The organism is Bacillus cereus, from assembly GCF_002577405.1.
Taxonomy (GTDB): Bacteria; Bacillota; Bacilli; order Bacillales; family Bacillaceae_G; genus Bacillus_A; species Bacillus_A cereus_AU.
Genome location: NZ_NULR01000055.1, coordinates 1 through 292 on the forward strand (window position 1 = coordinate 1; position 292 = coordinate 292).

The window sequence follows — 292 nt, forward strand, 5'->3', positions numbered from 1 at the left end:
GACAACAACATGCTGGCCCAGGCTGCGCTGGGCCTGGGCTTGATGGGCAGTGCCGGGGTCACCTCGGACCTGGCGAAGAACCTGGGCATCCAGGACTTCGAACTCGACACCCAGGGCAGCGGCAATAACACCGCCGTGGTGGCCAGCGGCAAGATCACCGAGAAACTCAGCCTGCGGTATGGGGTAGGCGTGTTCGAACCGGCCAGCACCATTGCCTTGCGCTACCTGTTGAGCAAGAAGGTGTACCTGGAAGTGGCGAGCGGCGTGGCCAGCTCCTTGGATATCTTCTACA

The 292-nt window shown here is 62.0% G+C and carries 1 protein-coding gene; it reads left to right on the forward strand.

The features are described 5' to 3' along the window. Positions 1-292 (forward strand): translocation/assembly module TamB domain-containing protein (locus COC96_RS27005; RefSeq protein ID WP_142340054.1); only part of this gene is annotated, 292 nt, incomplete at both ends.